The 15,018-nt window shown below is 57.7% G+C and carries 13 protein-coding genes and 1 pseudogene; 5 read left to right on the top strand and 9 right to left on the bottom strand.

Going from position 1 to position 15,018, the window contains the following annotated elements:
* Positions 1–23 precede the first annotated feature (23 nt).
* The 3 genes from ACR2R1_RS17315 to ACR2R1_RS17305 all read right to left on the bottom strand — a co-directional run bounded on the left by ACR2R1_RS17315 (position 24) and on the right by ACR2R1_RS17305 (position 2,397).
* Positions 24–950 carry a UbiA family prenyltransferase gene (locus tag ACR2R1_RS17315; protein ID WP_434111139.1) on the bottom strand — a complete coding sequence of 309 codons (927 nt, stop codon included), beginning with the start codon at positions 948–950 and terminating at the stop codon, positions 24–26.
* A gap of 389 nt (positions 951–1,339) precedes the next feature.
* Entirely contained in the window at positions 1,340–1,879 is a 540-nt protein-coding gene (locus tag ACR2R1_RS17310; protein ID WP_434111136.1) for an IS630 family transposase, read from the bottom strand.
* Entirely contained in the window at positions 1,876–2,397 is a 522-nt protein-coding gene (locus tag ACR2R1_RS17305; protein WP_434111134.1) for a helix-turn-helix domain-containing protein, read from the bottom strand. The genes ACR2R1_RS17310 and ACR2R1_RS17305 overlap by 4 nt, the downstream gene beginning before the upstream one ends.
* A gap of 418 nt (positions 2,398–2,815) precedes the next feature.
* On the opposite strand from ACR2R1_RS17305, the gene ACR2R1_RS17300 reads away from it, so the two are divergent.
* Positions 2,816–3,772 (top strand): IS110 family transposase, encoded by a 957-nt coding sequence (locus ACR2R1_RS17300; RefSeq protein WP_434111132.1) that lies wholly within the window; start codon positions 2,816–2,818, stop codon positions 3,770–3,772.
* A 76-nt stretch (positions 3,773–3,848) separates the two neighbouring features.
* On the opposite strand, the gene ACR2R1_RS17295 is transcribed toward ACR2R1_RS17300, so the two are convergent.
* The 4 genes from ACR2R1_RS17295 to ACR2R1_RS17280 form a co-directional block, all read right to left on the bottom strand.
* Positions 3,849–4,688 (bottom strand): carbohydrate ABC transporter permease, encoded by an 840-nt coding sequence (locus ACR2R1_RS17295; protein ID WP_434111130.1) that lies wholly within the window; start codon positions 4,686–4,688, stop codon positions 3,849–3,851.
* Positions 4,685–5,554: a carbohydrate ABC transporter permease gene (locus ACR2R1_RS17290; protein ID WP_434111127.1), complete on the bottom strand. Its 870-nt coding sequence runs from the start codon at positions 5,552–5,554 to the stop codon at positions 4,685–4,687. The genes ACR2R1_RS17295 and ACR2R1_RS17290 overlap by 4 nt, the downstream gene beginning before the upstream one ends.
* A 1-nt stretch (position 5,555) precedes the next feature.
* The gene (locus ACR2R1_RS17285) at positions 5,556–7,124 is read right to left on the bottom strand and encodes an ABC transporter substrate-binding protein (RefSeq protein WP_434111125.1); all 1,569 of its coding nucleotides are present in this window, start codon (positions 7,122–7,124) and stop codon (positions 5,556–5,558) included.
* A gap of 140 nt (positions 7,125–7,264) precedes the next feature.
* Entirely contained in the window at positions 7,265–7,540 is a 276-nt protein-coding gene (locus ACR2R1_RS17280; RefSeq protein ID WP_434111123.1) for a hypothetical protein, read from the bottom strand.
* Between the two features lie 896 nt (positions 7,541–8,436).
* Between ACR2R1_RS17280 and ACR2R1_RS17275 the strand changes: the two genes are divergently transcribed.
* The 4 genes and pseudogenes from ACR2R1_RS17275 (at position 8,437) to ACR2R1_RS17260 (ending at position 13,626) form a co-directional block, all read left to right on the top strand.
* Entirely contained in the window at positions 8,437–8,682 is a 246-nt protein-coding gene (locus tag ACR2R1_RS17275; RefSeq protein WP_434111121.1) for a hypothetical protein, read from the top strand.
* 59 nt (positions 8,683–8,741) lie between these two features.
* A pseudogene (locus tag ACR2R1_RS17270) lies at positions 8,742–9,476 on the top strand (DUF6531 domain-containing protein); the annotation flags it as partial.
* Positions 9,477–9,488: 12 nt separating this feature from the next.
* A complete protein-coding gene (locus tag ACR2R1_RS17265) occupies positions 9,489–13,190 on the top strand; it encodes an RHS repeat-associated core domain-containing protein (RefSeq protein WP_434114258.1) in 3,702 nt (1,233 codons plus the stop codon).
* On the top strand, positions 13,183–13,626 hold the full coding sequence (locus ACR2R1_RS17260) for a hypothetical protein (protein WP_434111119.1): 444 nt from the start codon (positions 13,183–13,185) through the stop codon (positions 13,624–13,626). Before ACR2R1_RS17265 ends, ACR2R1_RS17260 begins: the two co-directional genes overlap by 8 nt.
* A gap of 203 nt (positions 13,627–13,829) precedes the next feature.
* Here the strand turns inward: ACR2R1_RS17260 and ACR2R1_RS17255 are convergent, their stop codons facing one another.
* Both ACR2R1_RS17255 and ACR2R1_RS17250 read right to left on the bottom strand, forming a co-directional pair.
* A complete protein-coding gene (locus ACR2R1_RS17255; RefSeq protein ID WP_434111117.1) occupies positions 13,830–13,988 on the bottom strand; it encodes a hypothetical protein in 159 nt (52 codons plus the stop codon).
* A gap of 761 nt (positions 13,989–14,749) precedes the next feature.
* Complete coding sequence (locus ACR2R1_RS17250) at positions 14,750–14,929, bottom strand: type II toxin-antitoxin system HicA family toxin (RefSeq protein WP_434111115.1); 180 nt, start codon at positions 14,927–14,929, stop codon at positions 14,750–14,752.
* Positions 14,930–15,018 lie beyond the last annotated feature (89 nt).

The following is a 15,018-nucleotide window of genomic DNA, read 5'->3' as shown; positions in this document are numbered from 1 at the left end:
TTTGGAAGTGTCGGAGCCGTCGTTCACAGGCCTAGCGCCAACCCGCCCAAGACCAGGGGCAACCACAGGAGGAATTCGGCATCCATCGCCGCATCGCCGGGATTGCCGTCGGCGGCTACCAGCTTTTGGCCATGATCGACGATTGCCCGGACATAGAGGTGAACCGGCGCCAATGCCAACATCCAGGCCGGAATCCACTGCAGATGGACGGACACTGCCAATACCATGAGCGCAATGCCGTTCACCGCTTGAATAAGCTTGCTCGTCCTCGCCACGCCCAGCAGCAGGGGCAGGGTCTTGACGCCTTCCACCCGATCACGCGCCAGATCTTTGAAGTCGCAAAAGACGGTATTCACGAAGTCGGAAAGCATCATGTAAACGAAGAAAAATACGGTTTGGCGCAAATCCTGAGCATCGACGAAACGGGAAGCATAGAGCATCAAAAGGCCCCAGAAGAATGCCGTGTAAAAGGCCTTGATGCCTGGAATGTCTTTCAGTCGCCAATAGGGTAGAAGTTCGCCGGCCAGTGTCCCGAACAGTGAGGTTCCGTACAGGGCCACCGCCAAAGGAAAACAGAGGAGCAATAAAAACGCTTCCAGGCCGGAGAAAACCAAGGCTATGCCCGCGGCGGCTACGAATGCGGCCACGCCGAAGGCGGTAAACAGCGATTTTCTCGAAAGGGTCTTGGTGCGCGTCGACTCCAGGTTTCCATCCAGCCTGCCGACATCGGCGAGATGATCGATCAAATAACTGGAATACACACAGAGAAATGCGGACGAGGCGAGAGGCAGCGAAATCTCGCCGGTATGGGCCAGGGACACCACCGACGTGACGCTGGCCGCGCCGAACGGCAGAACGAGGCCGAGATTGGCGGTATTTTCAAGAAACCTTCGGAAGCTGAACAACGGCTCCGGGTTCTCGGCAAATTTGGAGACTTGGTAAATCGACATAAATCCTCCCGAGTATTTTCATTTTTCGAAACGCCTGGCGTGTTGGGCTCGATGTGATCCGCGTGACCGTGAGCCCGGTGCCGAATACAAGGGAGGAATCATGCCAGCACAAATATTGTTCTATTTTTCAGTCACTTATCTGGCATATACAGCTATGGAAAGAAACCGGCACCGTTTGCCCAGCCGAACGGCATTTCCGGAAAAATGCCGTATCTCATTAAAAATCAAGGATTGTTAATGTGTTGGCCTCGACCAACACCCTGTTGGGGTGACTGCGCGGTAAAAGTCGGAGGACCGTCTTTCCGGGTCTCGGCATTCCAGATTCCGATGACATGCGGATCGATTTGTTCGCCTGCCCGCCTACCGCGCATCCGAATCTCTAAGTACATTCATGAAACTTTTGCGGCATAGGAACCGATAATCGAGAGCACCAGCTGTGGAGAGCGGTTGTGACGGTCGAAGAACTCGCGGGCGGCTTGGAGCAAGGCGGCCACCGTCTCGAAGAGTTCGCAATGGGTCACTTCGCGGCGGAAATGGCGCCACAGCATCTCGATCGGGTTGAGCCAAGGGCTATAGGTCGGCAAGTACAGCAGGACCAGTCGCCCGGCGGCTCCGCGCACGACCGCTTCGATCTCGTCGTCTTGATGCGTGTCGGCATTGTCCCACGCGACGTAAATCGTCCCCGTGGGATGCTGGTCCACTATGGCTTGCAGCAGTTCGGCCACCTCCCGACGGCGCTTGTGTCGTTTGAATAAGACCACGGTTTCACCGGTATGGTAATTCACCGCTCCCAACCCATAGCGCTTCTTAGGCTGACCTGGGGTCGGAATCATAATTTGCTGGCCTACCGGGCTCCACAACGCCGTCAAGGTAGGCAGCCAACTGAGGTTAAACTCGTCGGCGTAGTAAAACACATCGCCCGGTTTCAAGTGATCGCGGGTGTCTTCGACCGCTTTTTTTTCACCGCATAGTCTGGATCAGGGCTGCTGATCTTATGCTGCGGACGACTGAGCACAATCCCTTCGCGCTTCAAGGTTTGGCGCAGGGTTTCCAGAGCGATGCGAATCCCGGTTTGCTCGGCCAGGTAATCCACCAGCCGTTGCAGGGTCCATATGGAAAACGGCAGGTCCAAACTGCGCGGACGGCGCCGTACCGCCGCCACCAGGGCGGCCCGATACGCCGCCGTCACTTTGGCTTGCCGTCCCGCTCGCGGCGCATCTTTCAGCCCGTCCACGCCTTCGCTCTGATACCGTTTCAGCCACCGCACCACGGTGTCCTCGCTCTCCCGCACGATCCCCGCGATCTCCAGCGCTTTGAGACCCCGCTCGGCCGAGAGCAAGACCATCTGGGCACGAGTTCGGAGTCGTGGGTCCTTGGTCTTTCGATACAGGGTGTCTAACTCACTCTGTTGCGCTTTGCCCAACGGGGGGATCAGGATGGCTTTCATGCCACCAGTGTACGCCCTTTCCGCAGAACTTTATGGGATGTACTTAGAGCGTTTTTCACCGCAGTTTAGCGGTGAGAATCGGGAACTTGGTAGGTCGGCAATCCTTTGCCGACAAAGCCCCTCACCGCCCCAATGTGTCGGCAACGGATTGCCGACCTTATATCTCGATTCTGGATTCCACAAGAGGCAGAATCTCCGACTGATCATCGGACCCAGACGCTGGGCAAGACGTTGCCGACCTTGGGCCTGAAGCCCGCGCCGTAGATCGTCCCCCAGCGTCCCTTCCTCGCCATAGAGTTCGAACGGTATCGTAGGGCGGCCTTGGGCAACACCCTGGATGGATAAGGCTGAACCCGGCAGGAGCGGTTTCGATCGGTCAGCACTTTGCCCCATCGTCAACGCAGACCCAGGAGACCCTATGACGTTCAGCCCCATCGGGATCGACATCGCCAAAGCCAAGTTCGACGCCGCCGCGCTACGCAACGGCAAGTACAAAACCAAGGTCTTCCAGAACACGCCCGAAGGGTTTAGGGCGTTCCTGGCCTGGCTGCAAGCCTTCCCAACGCCCCACGTGTGCCTGGAGGCCACCGGCCGCTATGGTGAGGGCTTGGCCCTGTTCCTGGTCGACCACGGCCTCGCCGTCAGCGTGGTCAACCCCGCCCAAATCCACGCCTTCGGCCACGCCGAACTGAGCCGCACCAAGACCGATAAAAGCGATGCCAAGCGCATCGCCCGCTTCTGTCTCAGCCAACGGCCGCTGCTCTGGCAGCCGCCTCCGCCGGCCGTGCGCCCATTACAAGCCTTAGTGCGTCGGCTCGAGAGCCTCCTCGAGATGCGGCAGATGGAAAAAAACCGCCTGGACGGGGCCGACCCCACCGTACGCCCCTCCATCGAAGCCGTGCTCGCCACCCTCGACGCCGAGATCGCCGCTACCCAACAACGCATCCGGGAGCACATCGACCACGATCCGGACCTCCGGCAACGGCGTGACCTGCTCGACACCATCCCCGGTTTGGGCGACGCCACCATCCCGGTGCTGCTGGCCGCCCTGGGCGACGTTCACCGCTTCGAAAACGCGCGCAGCGTCGCCGCCTTTGCCGGGCTCTCGCCCAAAGAGCACCAGTCCGGGAAGTGGAAAGGCCATACCCGCCTGTCCAAGACCGGCGATGCCCTGCTCCGCAAGGCCCTTTACCTGCCGGCCATCGTCGCCTGGCGCCATAATCCGCCGATCCGGGCCTTCTGCGAGCGCCTCAAGGCCCAAGGCAAGAACGGCAAACTCATCGTCGGCGCCGCCATGCGCAAGCTCCTCGTCCTGGCCTACGGCGTCCTTAAGTCCGGCCGACCGTTCGATCCCAATCATGGGCTTGCATCGTGATTTCTAAGACGGTATCTACTGCACCTTCGGGGCGCTACGCCAAACCAGAAAACGCTCTAGCTCCACGCTCTAGTGTTCACCCTTTCAATCCACTCGTGGCGATGCCCTGAATGAAAAGGCGCTGGAAGACCAGGAATATGATTAGTGTCGGAAGGGCGATGAGCACGGCGCCCGCCATCAGCATGGTCCATTCGACCCTGAATTCGTAGCGGAACATGGCGAGGCCGACCGGAAGGGTGAACCGGTCGCTGGTGGTGGTCACGACCAGCGGCCACAGGAATTCGTTCCAATTGCCCTGGAAGGTATAGATGCCCAGCGCCGCCAGCGCGGGCCGGGACGCCGGCAACACCACCCGCCAAAACACTTGGAATCGGTTGCAGCCGTCGATGCGGGCCGCCTCTTCCAGCTGCTTGGGGATGGACTCGAAAAACTGCTTCATCAGGAAAATGCCGACCACCTGAACCATGGCCGGCGCGACCAGCGCGGTATAGGTATTGACCAGACCCAGGGCATTCAAGAGCATGAATTTGGGCACCAGGGTTACATGAGCGGGCACCATCAGCGTCGCCAGCAACAGGGCGAATAGGACGTTCCGCCCCGGAAAGCGCAAGCGGGCGAAGGCATAGCCCGCGAGGGCGTCGAAGAAAAGGTTCGCCAGCGTCACCGCCAACGCGACGCCGCCGCTGTTGAGCAGCCACCGGGCGAACGGAATTTCGGTCCAGAGCCGCCGATAATTCTGCAAGGTGAACTCGTCAGGAATGAGCTCGATCGGCCAACTGAAAACATCTCCCGGCGGTTGAAACGAGATGGACAGGGACCAAATAAAGGGGAGCGTGAAAATGCCGGTGGCCGCAAGCAAGAGCGCAAGGACGGCCGACCTCCGGATTGCGTTTCGAACGGTCCGAGATCTGTTCACGGCGCTTCCGGACGGACGATCTTCCGCTGCATCCGGGTGACGAGCAGTATGATCGCGAACAGCACCACGGCCGCCGCCGCGGCATAGCCGAAGCGGAAATACCGGAAGGCGCTGTTATAAATGAAATAGCTGAGCGTGGTGGTGGCGTTGACCGGTCCGCCCGCGCTCATCATGTAGATTTGATCGAACACCTGGAAGCTGCCGATGATCCCCAGGGTCACCACGAAAAACAGCGTCGGCTTGAGCCCCGGCACCGTGATATGCCGGAAGCGCGCCCAGGGACTCGCGCCGTCGATCCGGGCGGCTTCATAGAGCGAAGCCGGGATGCTTTGGAGTCCGGCCAGAAACGCCACCATGAAATAGCCCGAGGTCGACCAGACGTTGAGCACCATGATAGCGCCGAGCGCGTATTTGGGCGATCCGATCCAGTCCGGGCCCACGATTCCGAACTGCGACAGGACGTAATTGAGCAAACCCGGTTTCGAGTAGATCCACAGAAAGATGATGGACGTCACTACCGAGGAGGTGATGGCCGGGATGTAAAACGCCGCCCGAAAAAATCCCCGGGCGGGAATGTTCTGATTGACGGCGAGTGCCAGCAACAGGGCCAACAAAGTCTGGGCCGGCACGACGCCGAGGACATAGACCGCCGTATTGCGCAGAGCGGTGAAAAACAGCTCGTCGCCCGCCAGTTCGACGAAATTCGCCACGCCGCGGAAATGCTGCTCGGGCCGAAAAAGATTCCAGTCGAAAAAGGCGACGACGAAGATAAAAATCAGGGGGCCGAACACGAACAGCGAAAGAACGGCAAGTGCCGGAAACAGAAAGAAATAAGCAGCCCAGGCCTCGCGACGGCGCTCCTGCATATCAGCGTGACGCCTCGGGCCGATTTTGCAATTCATAGCGTTGAGCGTCGGCCTGAAGCCGCCCTCCTCGTTCTGGAATACCGTTTTTTGTTAAGTCGTCATGCCGGCAAGGAATGCCGGCATCCAGAGCACAAGGATGTGATTCAGGTCGAAACCATCCCTGGCTTCTGGATTCATGCCGGGCTATCCTGCCCGGCACCCTTTGGGCGGCTCTCGCCGTGCAAACCGGCTGTCCTGCCGGTTTGTCATGCCGGGCTGTCCTGCCCGGCACCCTTTGGGCCAGTGCCAATCCGCTCCCGGCGGATTGGTCCGGCAATCCCTGCCGGAATGACGAGATACGGCTGAATTTAACGGCACTGCCCCAGTCCACCCGGCGTTTCAAATCGTCCAGTGTCGATTGAACATCCGCGCCGGTGAGAAAGATGGCTTGCAGCGCGCTTTGGGTTTCGTCCAGGACGCGCTGGTTCACCCGAAATTGCCAGATCCGCGCGTGATCGAGGCTTTGCAGGAAAACCCGCTTCAAGGGATCGGCCTCGATCGCCGACTCCCGTGCGACCGAGCGCCGCGCCGGCAGCCCGACATCGGATTTGACCCAAATGCGCCCGCCTTCGCGGCCGGTGAGATAGCGGAGTAGCAGCCACGCCCGGTCCGGGTTTCGGGTCCGTTTGGGAATGGCGTAGCCGGCCACGAACGCGACCGAAGCCGCCTGTTTTCCGACCGGCAGCAGCGCGGCCCGGTACGGGGTGCTCGCATAGGTCTCGTTCAGGAAATTCGCCGCCCAGAGTCCCGAGATCGCCATGGCGACGCGCCGCCGGCCGAAGGCGTCCATGCTCCAGGCCGCCCCGACGTCCGAGGGCATGACGGCAATGCCGTCGGTCTTCATCCGCTGAAGGAAACTGAGCGCCTCCGCGAAGGCGGGATCGTCGAAAGCGATTCGGCCTTGCGCATCGATATAGTCGCCCCGGTTCTGCCAGACAAAAGGCAGCGAATATTCGAGATCCTCGGCATGGCTGTATCCGTACTGGTCGACGCTGCCGTCGCCGTCGGTATCGCGGGTAAGCCTTCGGGCATACTCGGCGAATTCGTCCCAGGTCTTCGGGACTCCCGCGAGACCAGCCACGGCAAACATCTCCGGATTGTAATAAAGCGCCAGGGTCGAATAATCCTTGGGCAAGCCGTAGAGCGAACCCTTGGAACGAAATGCATCGAGCAGCATCGGCTCGAAGTCGTCCGGAAAAAAGCCAGGGTCACGGGCGAGAAAATCGTCGAGCGGCAACAAAACGTCGTACTCGACCAGCAGCGGAATCCAGAAGGCTTCGATCATCACCACGTCCGGCGCGGTCCCGGTGGCCAGCATGAGCAGCAGCTTGTCCATATAATTGGCCGTGATCGGCTCGTACCGGACCGGAAGGCCGGGATGCCGTTGCTCGAACGTGTCTATGAACGTCCGCGTGAGATTTTCTTCGACCGGCGACGCGATCCAGCCGGTCATACGGATCGAATCGGAATCCGGCCGCCCGCAACCGAAGAGAAAAACCGCGATGAATACAGCAATCGGTCGTAAAGGCATGATGCGGCTCATCGACTCAGTCCACCTCCCTTGCGAGTTGCGGCATGGCTAGCGCCCACGGAGCTCCCTGACACAAGAATTCCGACAGCCTATAAATTTGCGACCGCCGCCTGAATGTGAAGTTTTTGCCCGGAGAAAAACTAATCGGCCCGGTCGGCCTGGGTAATCACCATGATCGGCCAATAGGTGTCGGTCGGATAACAATGCCAGAGCTGGGATTCTTCCATGAATTTGGCGAAGAGATTTCTTTCCGCATAAAGCGCCCCGTCGGCACCCCAAAAACGAACAACCGGTCCGAACGATTCCGACGGATCGCCGGCAATATCCTCGAAATGGATCGATGCGCTATCCAGACAATCGTAGCGCGTGAAGTGCCGCTCCTGAACTTCCCAGAAATGGTTCCGGTATCTCGCCACGACGGATTTTTCCGGTCCTTACCGGATGAGTGCCACCGATCCGGAATAAAGGTGCTGGGCAAAGCGTTATGGCGTATCCCGGGTCACTGCTTTCGAATATGAGTCGAATCATGCTCCCTGCTCCCGAATGGACTTTACTTTAGGCATCCGAGGCCGGACAAAGTTTTTGGTTTTCGGCGTGCCTATCTATAGAGGAGAGGACTGAAATCCTAACGTGCTAGGAATGCATTCATCACAAATTCAGGACCACATTAGTTGCAACTGTCTCGGTAGGGTTTAGACCAGGGACTGGCGGTGTTCCAAATGGTCCGGACCAACCCTAATGAGACGGGAAAACTGTCTCAGCCTGACCGTCTCGGTTGGGTATACCTTAACCAGACGATCCCCTTGATGGCCAAATCACAAGCAGGAGCGGTTAAGGACGGAATCGCACCGCCGACCCGGGGATTTTCAGGGCCAACACCCCGGAATGGTGTTCTAACCATCAATGCCTAGCAGACGCCTGCGCTCTGGCATGAAAGGTTAAAGGCTGGAAATCAAAATCCACTCAACGCAAAGGCTACGAAAGGGCTACGGTCAAGCGATCGGTCCGGGTTGCCGCCCGCACCTTTCTGAAAAAATAACGGCGGTTTGGGTAATTTGTCACAGACTTCTGTGATTAGCGTGATATTCAATCGGCGAACCTGACGAGCGACTGCGTAGCGCTCTTCGAGCATACCTGTCGAAACACATTCAGAAGGTGAGTGTCACTTCGGCGAACACTCAGCCAATGAAGATCGCAAAGCGAACTGGGGGATCTATATGGCAATACGAGTTGCCATGCCTATGACCTGAGCCTGAACCTCGAAACGGCGCGCATCGAGGGCATTGCGCCGGGCGGGAGTTGCCCCGCCGATGTGACGGCCTATACGCCGGCCGTCGGGACGGTGGAACGCAAGATCACCACCGCCTGGCACCTGGATTGGCGGCTGGAGGTGCAACGGGCCGAACCGATCATGCATCAGATGCCGATCGGTGCTGCAACAGTTTCAGCTTCGATTATCCCGGTTTCGCCTTTCGGCAATTTGATTCGAGCTATCGGATCCATCGACTTTCGATCCGAAAAATCGAACGCAACTAGCTCAAGCGCGTTCCGACGTTAAAAACTCATTCTGTATAAATTAATTGCTATATCAGCTTTGGCAAAACTCCGGAAGAATCCATGACGAATAAACATAAAGTGGTTGTTCCAAGAATAACGCCGCTCATTTTTGTAGCAATGACCTTTACGATGAGTCAGGCGGTCTCGGCGTTTGAAGCTAGTCCACCGAAGGTCGGTGGACCTCCGTATTATTCCTTGTATAAGGGGGGCAAACTTGGATCTTATCCAAGTGTTGACGAAATGGCGGGCGCCATTTGGGCTGATCTGCTTTCAAGTCAACCCGATGGAGTTATTAAAATCAATGATGTGGTCTGCGGATATACGGTTATCAGACACGATCCACCACAAAACGGAGGCAAAATAGTGTACACCAACGCAGCCACTGGAGAGCTTGGCTGTGGCGGTTGGCTCACTACACCCGACATTTCGCCTTCATTTGTTTATATCGAACCCACCTGGCAATGTCCTGTTGGCTATGCGCCGCGACAAAGTGATGGAAAATGCATTTCAGGGGTCTCGCTGAAGGCCGAGAAAAACAAAGGCCAACCGAAGTTCTGTCCAAAGGGTAATCCCATCAATCATGCTACGGGCAACAAGCTTCAGATTGAGGTCGACTACCGCGGAAGCGGCCGTTTCCCGCTGGAGTTCGTGAGGACATACAACAGTGCGATCACCGTAATCCCGGGAGCTGAAACAGAAAGCGGCTCCATGGGATGGGGATGGACCAACAATTACATGATTCGAGCTTCCGGAAGTACGGGACAGGGCGCCGTAACGATCTTTCGAAGCGACGGTCGCGTCCTCAATATGAGCTATAACCCAGCGACCAATCGCGTCGAACCGGATTCCGATGAAGACGTATCGATTGAGGCGGTCTGGGAAAACGGAAGCCGCGTCGGGGATCGCTTCATAGACGAAGATAACAGGATTGTGATGCTCAGTGGATATGCCAAATCGATTAGTAAGGGCGGGCTAACGGTCAATATCAATCGCATTGCCAATTCCGGCGGCAAGATTTCTACGGTCACAGATAATGGCGGACGCACGCTAACCTTCACTTATAACGAGAACGGCCTAATTCATACCATGACTGATCCGGCTGGCGGCGTTTATAGCTATACCTATGATGCCGACCGCAATCTGACCGGCGTTACCTATCCAGATGGCACCACTAAGACCTATCTATACAACGAACTGGCCCATACCTCTGGCGCGAATCTACCACATGCACTAACCGGCATCATTGACGAGAACGGCAACCGGTACGCGACTTTCACTTATGATGCCCAGGGAAGGGCAATTTCAACCGAGCATGCCGGCGGCGCCGATAAATACCGCGTCACCTACAATGCGGGTCAGTCCAGCACAGTAACCGATCCGCTCAATACGGTTTATACCTACCAGTTCCAACATCTTCTCGGAAGCGCCCGTCTTAAGAGTGTCAACCAGCCATGTATGTCTGGCTGCGGCACGGCAGCAAGCAATCTGACTTTCGATGCTAACGGTAACGTAACGAGTCTGACGGACTTCAAGGGGGTAAAAACGACTTATGTTTACGACCTCAACCGTAACCTGGAGATCAGTCGGACCGAAGCAGCAGGAACCCCCGAGGCGCGCGCAATCACGACCCAATGGCATTCGACCTTTCGGCTGCCGACCAAGATATCTGAGCCAGGTCGAAGCATCAGTTTTACCTATGACAGCCACGGCAACCGCCTCACCAAGACCATTACCGCGGGCGGCCAAAGTCGCACCTGGACCTACACCTATAACGACGATGGCCAAGTCACGAGCGTCGACGGTCCCCGCACCGATGTCGCCGACCTGACGACCTTGGCCTATGATGCCCAGGGCAACCTGAGCACCGTCACCAATGCCTTGGGGCACGTCACCACCTACGGCGCCTACGACGCCCACGGCCGGGTCGGTCGCATCACCGATCCCAACGGGCTCGTGATCGATCTGGCCTATGATGCTCGCGGCCGACTCATTAGCCGGACTGTGGACGGGACGACCGCCACCTTCCAATACGACGGGGTCGGCCAATTGACCCAGGTCACCCTGCCTAACGGGGCTTATCTCCAATACACCTACAGTGCCGCCCGCCGGCTGACCGACATCACCGATGCCTTGGGCAACACCATCCACACCACCTACGACCTGGCCGGTAATAAGCTCAGGGAAGAGGTGTTCGATCCCGCCAACACCCTCGCCCGGAAACACCAGTGGGTGTACGACAGCCTTTCCAGGCTGGCCCAATCGATCGGTGCGGCCGGTCAGACCACCCACTACGGGTACGACGCCAATGGCAATCTGACCAGCGTCACCGATCCCTTGAACCGGGTGACGACCTACGCCTACGATGCCTTGAACCGGCTGGTGTCCGAAACCGACCCCCTCACCGGCGTCACCGGCTACAGCTACGATGCCCTCGATCGGCTCCTCGCCGTCACCGACCCCGCCAGCCTCACGACCAGCTACACCTACAACGGTTTCGGTGATCTCCTCCAGGAAATCAGCCCCAACACCGGCACAATTCTCTACAGTTACGACAGCGCCGGCAACCGGCTCACCCGCCAAGATGCCAACGGTATCACAACGACCTCGAGCTACGATGCCCTCAACCGGCTCTTAAGTGTCGATTATCCCGGTACGGCATCGGATGTCAGCTACACCTATGACCAGGGACCCCATGGGCTAGGCCGGTTGACCGGCCTGACCGACGGCGCTGGCGATACCGCCTACCAGTACGACGTTCGTGGCCGGCTGACGACCCAAACCGTAACGATCGATGGACTGTCGTATACCACCCGTTACGGCTACGACGACGCGGACCGCTTGGTGAGCCTGACCTACCCGTCTGGGCGGGTGATCGGTTATCCGCGGGACAACACGGGACGGATCACGGAGGTCCGGAGTACCAGTCAGGGACAGACCGAGGTGGTAGCGACCGGCCTCAGCTATCGGCCGTTTGGTCCTCTGGCGGAGCTCACCTTCGGCAACGGTTTGATCCTGACGCGCAGCTTCGATGCCGATGGGCGCCTGACCGAGCAGGCGGCGGGTACGGTACAGCATCACGCTTACGCGTTGGACGAAGCAGACAATATCCTCGGTATCACGAACAGGCTGGACATGGGCCGCAACCAGAATTTTACCTACGATGCCCTGGACCGACTGATCGGCGCCAATGGTCCCTACGGCAGTCGCGGTTGGAGTTACGACGAGGTCGGCAACCGCCTCCTCGAAACCCGCAGCGCGGGTCAGACGGCATACCGCTATGCCCTGGATACTCATCGGCTGCTCGCGGCCGAGGGGCTGGACAACCGCAGCTTTGCTTATGACGAAGCCGGTCGCATGGTCGGCGCGGGCAGCTACCAATTCGGCTATCGTGAGGACGGCCGACTCACAACGGTCAACCAGGAGAGCCTGCCCCGGGCCGCCTACCGATACAATGGTTTGGGACAGCGCGTACAAAAAACCACCTTCCAGACTACGGGCTACCACTACGATGCGGCCGGGCACCTCATTGCCGAAAGCGGCGAAGCAGGCCAGCCCCTGCGGGAATTTGTCTATCTCGACGATCTGCCGCTGGCCTTCATCCGCTCTCCCGAGGGTCGCGAGCAGGACTTCAACCGCGACGGGGTCATCGACCGGAGCGATGTGGACATCCTACTTCAAGCCCGCAACCAGCCGGTTGGCCCCGGCGACCCCCGCGACCTCGACCGCGACCATTGGATTACCGTCCTCGACGCGCGCCGGCTGGTCTTGCGTTGCGATTACCCGACCTGTGTCGGCGGCGCCCCACCACAAAGCGAACCCGCCGTCTATTTCGTTCAGGCCGACCACCTTGCTGCGCCGAGGCTTCTGACCGATCAAAATCAGACCGTAGCCTGGTTTTGGGACTCCGATCCTTTCGGGGGCGGTCGCCCCGAGGAAGACCCGGATGGCGATCAACAGCCCCTCACACTCAACCTGCGCTTCCCGGGCCAGTACTACGACGGCGAGTCGGGGCTACACTACAACTACTTCCGCGATTACGATCCGAGCCTCGGGCGGTATCTGGAGAGCGATCCGATCGGGCTCGTGGGTGGTCTAAATACCTATGCCTATGTCGGGAATAATCCGATCCGCTACACCGATCCCAGGGGATTGGAAGCCGTTATGCCGTTTCCGGCCACGGGGGCCGTTGGCGGCGCTGCTGCCGGTGCGTTAGGGACAGCCCTTGGCGTTCTCGGTGGACTGATTTACCCAAGTCCCGTCGGCGAAGGGTCGGATATCGTCCCGCCAATGAAGGCCAATTTCCCGCCTGGATATTGGCCTGGTGACAAAGGAGCTGACGAATGGGGACGAAGAAATGGCTGTGGCGCAAAAGAAGGACGCCGACGTTTCCATGACATTAAAAAAGACGACAATATGAGCAAGGCAACGGACAAGTACGGTGTCAATCCTTCGACTGGCGATGTCATTGATCCGGAAGGCGAAGTTATTGGGAATCTCGATAGTGAATAGTCGCGACAGCTTGGAAAGCTCACAACCATTGGTGGATGTTGTTCTCTATTTGCGCGGACATTCTCTCGATCCGGCCTTAGTTTCTGCCACGCTTGGCGTAGACGCATCAAAGGCACGGATGACGGGAGAAAAATGGCGTACCCGTACGGATAAAGAAGTTGTGACAAAGATCGGGTTTTGGAAACTAATCTCACAGACGGAATCGACATCGCTATCGGATCGAATAGGCTGGCTTCGGCAGAAGCTTGTTTCCGCTAAATGTTCTCCCTCTGACATCCCCGGTGTACAAGAGGTGGAACTCAGTATATTTGTCGCGCTAGGTTCAGACGAGGAAGGGGCGGTAGATTATGAATCCCAATTTACAGCGGAAGATTTGGCTTGGCTAAGCAGCATTGGCGCCACCGTTTCGTTCTCATTCACTTACGTAAAAGACTGACCCGAGAGCCAGACAGAAGGGTACGCACCGCGTACCTTTCCCCTGAGCTCCCAATAGCCGTAGGCTAACGTCGTCAGTGCTGAGCTGTCTTCGCTTGTGCACGACGGCCACATGGCGGATTCGCGCGGCAATTCACCATGATGCGGAGAGATAATCCGAGAGTCATTCCTTGGCGATCAGGTTTTTTATCCTGACCTAAACGTTTATTTCACCGCCTCAATCAAATCGATGTCCCGTTTGAGCATGTCGTTGACCAGGCGGTTGACCTCGATGCCCTTGGCCTTGGCGCGTTCCTGCAGATACACCCCCACTTCGTCGTCCAGCTCGCGTAGGGAATACCGTACTCGCGTATTCCGCCGCATGAATTCGGCCTTTATTCGGCGCAATACGCGAGTACGCTATTGCGCCCTACCGCGCTGGACTGATCCGGATGGACTAAAACGGGGACGCGATGGAGATGATCGCGGACGTAATGGGCGTGGTGGTCGAGACGCGGAGCCTTGGCCAAGTCCAGATGACTGGCGGGGTCAATGCATTCGCCTATATGAACGATGCGTAATACAAAATTGAAGAGGAGACTGCGGCGCTTGCTTGAACAAATGTACAGCGCAGCAGGAATGGCCGTTCCAAGGTCCCGGATCGTGTAGTCCTCGAAAAAATCAATGCGAGTAAGAAATGCCTAACGATGACGTTGACAAACTATTCGGCCGATTGCATGACTTCGCCGAGCTGGATCCTCATCAGTTACAAGAAAGGTACTGTGAGGAGAATGTCGACTTTTTGCGAGAGATAGTCTCAAAGTACTGGCGAGGAAGAACAGCGCCGAATTCACTATCACGCCAGGAGTTCGTCGATTTGATATATGCCCTTAGAAGCGACGAGTCAGAGTGGTCCAAGAAACTGGGCGCAATGCTTATAGCTTCAGAAGATTGTATGCGTGAAGGGAGAAAGGAGAAAGTGGCGGAATATTTTGAATATTTTTTAGAGCATTGTCCTTGTATCTCCCTATCAGCCATAGCAGAGATAGAAAAAAACAAATTTGGAGTTTAACTAACCAGCCACGACCGTACCGCGCGTTGCGACGGGACAGCCCGGCTACCGAGATACACTCGTGTACTGTCCGTTATCCCTTCAAGACTATTTCTGGCTCAATTCCCGCCTGCCTGAAAATGGCCTGGGGCGTGCCTTCCGACGTGTCGCCGGGATGGTTGGGAATGGTGGTGTAACGCCGGTAGCGGGGGTGTACCCGCTCATGACTTCCTGCGCGGTCTGGTGGTGACCGTCGCAGCCCTTCTGCGTCCACACAAATTGCCCATGTGCACCGACGGCGGTCAGTTGCAACTAAATGTGGTCCTGGTCCGGATGATTTCAGTCCTCTACACCTATCGGCCC

Origin of the sequence: Methylocaldum sp. GT1TLB (genome assembly GCF_051027445.1) — a bacterium.
Classification (GTDB): Bacteria; Pseudomonadota; Gammaproteobacteria; order Methylococcales; family Methylococcaceae; genus Methylocaldum.
Note: the sequence above shows the minus strand (reverse complement) of the source record. Positions and strands in the feature narration are given on the sequence as shown.

Coding starts and splice junctions, on each gene's coding strand:
- ACR2R1_RS17265 (WP_434114258.1), top strand. CDS start 9,489: ATGAGCTATAACCCAGCGACCAATCGCGTCGAACCGGATTCCGATGAA.
- ACR2R1_RS17285 (WP_434111125.1), bottom strand. CDS start 7,124: ATGCCTTTACGACCGATTGCTGTATTCATCGCGGTTTTTCTCTTCGGT.
- ACR2R1_RS17315 (WP_434111139.1), bottom strand. CDS start 950: ATGTCGATTTACCAAGTCTCCAAATTTGCCGAGAACCCGGAGCCGTTG.
- ACR2R1_RS17255 (WP_434111117.1), bottom strand. CDS start 13,988: ATGCGGCGGAATACGCGAGTACGGTATTCCCTACGCGAGCTGGACGAC.
- ACR2R1_RS17290 (WP_434111127.1), bottom strand. CDS start 5,554: ATGCAGGAGCGCCGTCGCGAGGCCTGGGCTGCTTATTTCTTTCTGTTT.
- ACR2R1_RS17305 (WP_434111134.1), bottom strand. CDS start 2,397: ATGAAAGCCATCCTGATCCCCCCGTTGGGCAAAGCGCAACAGAGTGAG.
- ACR2R1_RS17300 (WP_434111132.1), top strand. CDS start 2,816: ATGACGTTCAGCCCCATCGGGATCGACATCGCCAAAGCCAAGTTCGAC.